The following is a 5,998-nucleotide window of genomic DNA, read 5'->3' as shown; positions in this document are numbered from 1 at the left end:
TATGCGTTGAAACATCCCCTTGCGATAATGACGCGCTGAACACCCTTGTTGCCGCATCCTTTCCAGGATCGCGGCTTTTCTTATCCCGCGGGAGCTGCGATGGCTGAAGCTGTACGCCACGACAAGACTGCGCGCCAACTGCGGATGCTGTCCGATGCACTGGACAGTGGCCGGCTGGGACCGGTGCGTCGCCTGGTCAATACTCTGGCCCCCGCCGAGATCGGCAACCTGCTCGAATCGCTGCCGCCGGGAAAGCGCGAAGTCGTGTGGGGCCTGGTCGATCCGGAAGATGACGGCGAGGTGCTGGTCCACGTCGGCGACGACGTGCGCGAGAGCCTGCTCGCGGACATGGACCCGGACGAGATCATCGCCGCGGTCGAAGACCTGGACATCGACGACCTGGCCGATCTGGTCGAGGACCTGCCGGACACGGTCATCGACGAAGTCCTCAAGTCGATGGACCGCGAGAACCGCGAGCGCCTCGAACAGGTCCTGTCCTACCCCGAGGACAGCGCTGGCCGCCTGATGAACCCGGACGTGGTGACCGTGCGCGCCGACGTCAACGTCGACGTGGTGCTGCGCTACCTGCGCCTGCGCGGCGAACTGCCGGACCATACCGACCACCTGTTCGTGGTCAGCCGCCGTCATCAGTATCTTGGCCGTGTCTCGCTTGCAGCGCTGGTCACCCACGAAGACACCACGCCGATCAACCGGTTGATCGACGACGAACAGCCGGCGATCGATGTCGGCGAGAGCGACCAGGAGGTCGCCCGTCAGTTCTCCGACCATGACTGGATTTCCGCGCCGGTGGTGGACGACAACAACATCCTGGTCGGCCGCATCACCATCGATGACGTGGTCGACATCATCCGTGGCCAGGCCGAGCACCAGGCGCTGGGCGCCGCTGGCCTGGACGAGGACGAGGATCTGTTCAGCCCGGTGTGGCGCGCGATGCGCCGTCGCCTGATGTGGCTGTCGGTGAACCTGTGTACCGCCTTCCTCGCCTCCAGCGTGGTCGGTCACTTCGAAGGCACGATCGACAAGCTGGTGGCGCTGGCGGTGCTCATGCCCATCGTCGCCGGCCTCGGCGGCAACGCAGGCACGCAGGTGCTGGCGTTGATGGTGCGCGGCCTGGCGCTGGGCCAGGTGGGCGCATCCAATGCACGCACCCTGCTATGGAAGGAAGTGCGGGTGGCACTGCTCAACGGCCTGCTGCTGGGTTCCGTGCTGGGCCTGATCGTGCTGGCCTGGTTCCATTCGCCGGGATTGTCGGCGGTGATCGCCATCGCGCTGACCTTCAACCTGCTGTTCGCCGCGCTGGCCGGTGTGCTGGTGCCACTCACCCTGAAACGTTTCGGCTTCGATCCGGCCTTGGCCAGCGGTATTTTCCTGACCGCCGTGACCGATTCGATGGGCTTCTTCACCTTCCTTGGCCTGGCCACCCTGGTGCTGCTGCACTGACCGACCTGCGCCCGGCTCCCCCAGTCGGGGCGCGGGGCCCATTCCCACTGGAACACCCCATGGCAACCACGATCGAAAACTACTTCCAGCCGGGTTGGCGCGACCAGCTGCACACCTGCGCCGCATGCGAATGGAAGGGCAGTTCGCGGGCAATGGTGATGGAGCTGGACGAGGACGCCACCGAGTACGACTGCCCGGTGTGCGAGAACCCGCTGCTGGTGGTGCTGCACCCGGATCTGGCACAGGTACGGGCCGCCGCCGCCGAAGGCAACGCTGAAGCGCAGGAGCAGCTGGACATCGTCGCCAGCGCCCCCCGGCCGGAGTGACGCGCTGCACGATGCTGGTCAGGCGCGACTGGACTACCATGAAAACGATTCCAGATCAGGAAACGCCTCCATGGTTCGTCTGCTTGCACGCTGGTTGCCGCTGCTGCTGGTCCTGATGGTGGGAGGCTGCGCCAGCACCGCCGAACGTACGCACGGACGCTTCGAGGCACGTGCGGTGAAGGTGGATGGCCGGACAGCCTATTACCAGGTGTTCATTCCGGCGGGCCTGCAGGCGCGTGGTCCAGCGCAGCAGGGTACCGCGCCGGTCGATGTGCCCGTCATCCTGTTCCTGCACGGCTCTGGCGAGCGTGGCGGCGATGGCGTGAAGCAGACCCACGCCGGGCTCGGCCCGTACCTGCGCGACCACCGCGACTTCCCGGCGCTGGTGGTGTTCCCACAGGTTCCCGGGCACGAGGAATGGAGCGGCCGCAACAACCGGGTGGCCCTGGCCGCACTCGACGCCACCCTCGCCGAGTTCGGTGCCGACCCGGCCCGGCAGTACCTGACCGGTATGTCGATGGGCGGCTACGGCAGCTGGAACATCGCACTGGATGACCCGCGCCGTTTCGCGGCGATCGTGCCGGTCTGCGGTGCGGTGCTGGCCCCCCGCGCGGTGCGGCCGACCCTGTTCGTGGAGCAGGTCGCCAACGAAGCCGATCCGTATGCCGCGATTGCACAGCGCCTGCGGCACACGCCGATCTGGATCTTCCATGGTGCGCTTGACGATGTGGTGCCACCAGACGACGACCGCCGCCTGCACGCCGCATTCCAGGCCACCGGCGCCGCCGACGTACGCTACACCGAGTATCCGCAAGGTAACCACAACGCCTGGGATGCCACCTACGCGGACCCGGCAATGTGGGCATGGCTGTTCGCGCAGAAGCGATGAGCCATAGCTTCGGTAGTTGCCAACCTTGGTTGGCACTGGCCTACCTGAAACCAACCCATTCCCCGATGTTCACTGGAAGCAGGCCCGTCCATGCTTGCTCCATGCAGAACACACGTCTCCTGCTCGGTCGTCGCTCCAGCATCGGCCTCAGCTATATCCTCACCACCGTCGTCCATGACCGCGCGCCGCTCTTCACCAACGCCGCAGCGGCCGCCTTGGCAGTCCGCGAATTCCAGCGACTGGATCAGGAAGGCTTCACCCGCTCGATTGCGTACGTGGTCATGCCCGACCACATCCACTGGCTGGTCGAACTACGTGCGGGAACGCTGGAAACCGTCATGAAGCGTTTCAAGTCGCGCACCGCCCAGCAGGTAAACCGGTTGCTGGGGCGAGTCGGGCGCTTCTGGCAGGCCTGCTATCACGATCATGCGATCCGCTCTGACGAATCGTTGCACCGGCATGCGATGTATCTGATGGGAAATCCGATCAGGGCCGGGCTGACGACGCGGCTTGGGCAATATCCCCATGCATGGTGCGAATGGGAGCTTGGCGCTTCGTGTGATCCGCTCGACAACTTGGGCGCGGATGGATAGTGCCAACCAAGGTTGGCATCTACCAGAGCGGTGCGCGGACAAGCCGCGCGGTAAGTGTGTCAACCAAGGCTGACACCTACCAGAGCGGGTGGTCAGCCCAGCAGGGTTTCCAGCACGGCCATGCGCACGGCGACGCCGTTGGCGACCTGGCGCAGCACCCACGACTGTGGGCCATCGGCCACGTCGTCGGTCACTTCCACGCCGCGGTTGATCGGGCCGGGGTGCAGCACCGCGGCGTCCTTGCCGGCGCGGGCCAGGCGTTCGCGGGTCAGTCCGTACTGGTCGTGATACTGCTCCAGCGACGGCACCAGCCCTTCTTCCATGCGCTCGCGCTGCAGGCGCAGCATCATCAGTGCGTCGACCCCTTCCAGCATCGCGTCGAAATCTTCGCCCACCACGCAGCCCTTCAGGGTTTCGTCGTCCGGCAGCAGCGACTGCGGGCCACACACGCGGATCTCGCCCACGCCCAGCGTGCGCAGTGCGTGCAGGTCGGTGCGGGCGACGCGCGAGTGCTTTACGTCGCCGACGATCACCACCTTCAGCTTCGAGAAATCCGGGCCCTTGGCCTGGCGCAGGGTCAGCATGTCCAGCAGGCCCTGGGTGGGGTGCGAACTGCGCCCATCGCCGGCGTTGATGAGGGCGGTGCCCTCGCCCGCCGCTTCGGCCAGTGCGGCCACGGCACCATCATCGGGATGGCGCACCACGAAACCGCGCACGCCCATCGCCTCCAGGTTGCGCAGCGTGTCGCAGGCGGTTTCGCCCTTGCGCGTGGACGAGGTCGACGCATCGAAGTTCAGCACGTCGGCGCCCAGGCGCTGCGCGGCCAGCTGGAACGAGCTGCGCGTGCGGGTGGACGGTTCGAAGAACAGCGTGCACACCGCGGAACCGGCCAGCACGTGCCGCTTGTTGCCGACGCGGCCGACCGCCGCGTCGCGGATCTGCCCCGCGCGGTCGAGCAGCTGCAGCAGGGTGTCGCGGGGCAGGCCCTCAAGAGTCAGCAGGTGGCGCAGGCGGCCGGAGGCATCGAGTTGCTGGGCGGTCATGGCGGGAATCGTGCAGTCAGGGAATGGGAGTGGCGTCGTCCGGCGAGGACAGCCAGCGGTCGATGATCACCGCCGCAGCCACCGCATCGAGCGCGGCCGCATCACGGCGACGCTTGCGCCCTTCGGCGCGCTCGACGGCGAAGCGGCGGGCGGCTTCCACCGAGCTTGAGCGCTCGTCGATCATCACCACCGGCAGCTTGAATCGTTCCCGCAGCTGGCGGGCGAAGCCCTGCGCGCGCTTGCGGTTGGGTTGGTCCTGGCCGTCGAGCGTCAGCGGATCGCCGACCACCAGGCCATCGGGCTTCCATTCCTTGATGAGGCGTTCGATCGCCGCCCAGTCCGGGCCGTTGCCGTGCACGTCGACCACGGCCACGGCACGCGCGTGCGCGGCGAAGGCACTGCCGATGGCCACACCGATCCGTCGCGCGCCGACATCGAAGCCGAGCACGGTGCCATCGCGACGGAGGGCGGCCGGCTCAGACATGGCCGCTGTAATCGGTGAGCCGGAACAGATCCACGCCGATGCGCGAGGCCGCGCCCTGCCAGCGCTGCTCCAGCGGCAGCTGGAACACCAGTTCGGCGTCGGCCGGCACGGTCAGCCAGCTGTTCTCGGAAAGCTCGCTTTCCAGCTGCCCGGCGCCCCATCCGGCGCAGCCAAGGGTCACCACGGCATTGGCCGGGCCTTCGCCGCGGGCCATTGCTTCGAGAATGTCGCGCGACGTGGTCAGGTACAGGCCTTCGCCCACCGTCAGGCTGGAATCCCAGGGCCGCGCATCGTCGTGGATGACGAACCCGCGCTCGGGATGTACCGGCCCGCCGTTGAGCACCATGCGCGCCTGCAGGTCGCCATCGCTGGTGGCGATGTCCATCTGCGACAGCACCTCGCCCAGCGTGTACTCGGACGGCTGGTTGACCAGCACGCCCATCGCCCCGTTCTCGTCGTGCTGGCAGATCAGCGCGACGCTGCGGGCAAAGGTCGCGTCGAGCAGCGACGGCAGCGCGACGAGCAGGTGATCGGCAAGGGAAGTGGGAGTTGCGGGCATGCCGCCATTCTAGCCGCTGGCCGCCCCCGATGCCTGCACCTGCCGGTCACGGCGCGCATAATGACCACCCCGTACCGCAGGAGTTCGCCTTGTCCGGATATTGCCTGATCGCCCCCGGCCACCCGGTGCACGACTACTACCACGCGCACGAGTACGGCTTCCCGCAGCGCGACGAACGCGAGCTGTTCGAGCGGCTGGTGCTGGAGATCAACCAGGCCGGCCTGAGCTGGGAGACCATCCTGAAGAAGCGGGAAGGATTCCGCGCGGCCTACGATGCCTTCGACGTGGACCGGGTCGCGGCCTATGCCGAGCAGGACATCGAGCGCCTGCTCTCGGACCCGGGCATCATCCGCAATCGCCTGAAGGTGCTTGCCGCGATCCACAACGCACAGGTGATCCAGCAGCTGCGTGCGGACCACGGCAGCTTCGCCGCCTGGCTGGACGCGCATCACCCACGCAGCAAGGCTGACTGGGTGAAGCTGTTCAAGAAGACCTTCCGCTTCACCGGCGGCGAGATCACCGGCGAGTTCCTGATGAGCCTGGGCTACCTGCCGGGTGCGCACGCCGCAGACTGCCCGGTGCATGCGCGGCTGCTGAAGCTGTCACCGCCCTGGCTGCAGGCCGTCGCCCGCTGAACCGGACC

General features: G+C 67.1%; 8 protein-coding genes. 5 read left to right on the top strand and 3 right to left on the bottom strand.

What is annotated here, in order from left to right:
- Positions 1-99: 99 nt before the first annotated feature.
- The 4 genes from mgtE (at position 100) to N7367_RS19100 (ending at position 3,269) form a co-directional block, all read left to right on the top strand.
- Complete coding sequence (gene mgtE / locus N7367_RS19115; RefSeq protein ID WP_053519410.1) at positions 100-1,461, top strand: magnesium transporter; 1,362 nt, start codon at positions 100-102, stop codon at positions 1,459-1,461.
- 59 nt (positions 1,462-1,520) lie between these two features.
- Positions 1,521-1,787 (top strand): hypothetical protein, encoded by a 267-nt coding sequence (locus N7367_RS19110; protein ID WP_053519409.1) that lies wholly within the window; start codon positions 1,521-1,523, stop codon positions 1,785-1,787.
- Between the two features lie 70 nt (positions 1,788-1,857).
- A complete protein-coding gene (locus N7367_RS19105) occupies positions 1,858-2,676 on the top strand; it encodes a prolyl oligopeptidase family serine peptidase (RefSeq protein WP_279943018.1) in 819 nt (272 codons plus the stop codon).
- A gap of 101 nt (positions 2,677-2,777) precedes the next feature.
- Positions 2,778-3,269 carry a transposase gene (locus N7367_RS19100; protein ID WP_065174527.1) on the top strand — a complete coding sequence of 164 codons (492 nt, stop codon included), beginning with the start codon at positions 2,778-2,780 and terminating at the stop codon, positions 3,267-3,269.
- 92 nt (positions 3,270-3,361) lie between these two features.
- Here the strand turns inward: N7367_RS19100 and N7367_RS19095 are convergent, their stop codons facing one another.
- From N7367_RS19095 to N7367_RS19085, 3 genes are read right to left on the bottom strand one after another with little or no spacing between them, the layout of a single operon-like run.
- Positions 3,362-4,312 (bottom strand): aspartate carbamoyltransferase catalytic subunit, encoded by a 951-nt coding sequence (locus N7367_RS19095; RefSeq protein ID WP_074900463.1) that lies wholly within the window; start codon positions 4,310-4,312, stop codon positions 3,362-3,364.
- Between the two features lie 16 nt (positions 4,313-4,328).
- Positions 4,329-4,796: a Holliday junction resolvase RuvX gene (ruvX, locus tag N7367_RS19090; RefSeq protein WP_053519401.1), complete on the bottom strand. Its 468-nt coding sequence runs from the start codon at positions 4,794-4,796 to the stop codon at positions 4,329-4,331.
- Positions 4,789-5,355: a YqgE/AlgH family protein gene (locus N7367_RS19085; protein ID WP_053519399.1), complete on the bottom strand. Its 567-nt coding sequence runs from the start codon at positions 5,353-5,355 to the stop codon at positions 4,789-4,791. Before N7367_RS19085 ends, ruvX begins: the two co-directional genes overlap by 8 nt.
- Positions 5,356-5,444: 89 nt before the next feature.
- On the opposite strand from N7367_RS19085, the gene N7367_RS19080 reads away from it, so the two are divergent.
- A complete protein-coding gene (locus N7367_RS19080; protein WP_053519397.1) occupies positions 5,445-5,990 on the top strand; it encodes a DNA-3-methyladenine glycosylase I in 546 nt (181 codons plus the stop codon).
- Positions 5,991-5,998: the final 8 nt, after the last annotated feature.

It is taken from the genome of Stenotrophomonas sp. GD04145, from assembly GCF_029835135.1.
GTDB lineage: Bacteria > Pseudomonadota > Gammaproteobacteria > Xanthomonadales > Xanthomonadaceae > Stenotrophomonas > Stenotrophomonas maltophilia_P.
Note: the sequence above shows the minus strand (reverse complement) of the source record. Positions and strands in the feature narration are given on the sequence as shown.

Bases quoted from the DNA above. Each gene is read 5' to 3' on its own strand.
- mgtE (WP_053519410.1), top strand. From the start codon at position 100: ATGGCTGAAGCTGTACGCCACGACAAGACTGCGCGCCAACTGCGGATG.
- N7367_RS19110 (WP_053519409.1), top strand. From the start codon at position 1,521: ATGGCAACCACGATCGAAAACTACTTCCAGCCGGGTTGGCGCGACCAG.
- N7367_RS19105 (WP_279943018.1), top strand. From the start codon at position 1,858: ATGGTTCGTCTGCTTGCACGCTGGTTGCCGCTGCTGCTGGTCCTGATG.
- N7367_RS19100 (WP_065174527.1), top strand. From the start codon at position 2,778: ATGCAGAACACACGTCTCCTGCTCGGTCGTCGCTCCAGCATCGGCCTC.
- N7367_RS19095 (WP_074900463.1), bottom strand. From the start codon at position 4,312: ATGACCGCCCAGCAACTCGATGCCTCCGGCCGCCTGCGCCACCTGCTG.
- ruvX (WP_053519401.1), bottom strand. From the start codon at position 4,796: ATGTCTGAGCCGGCCGCCCTCCGTCGCGATGGCACCGTGCTCGGCTTC.
- N7367_RS19085 (WP_053519399.1), bottom strand. From the start codon at position 5,355: ATGCCCGCAACTCCCACTTCCCTTGCCGATCACCTGCTCGTCGCGCTG.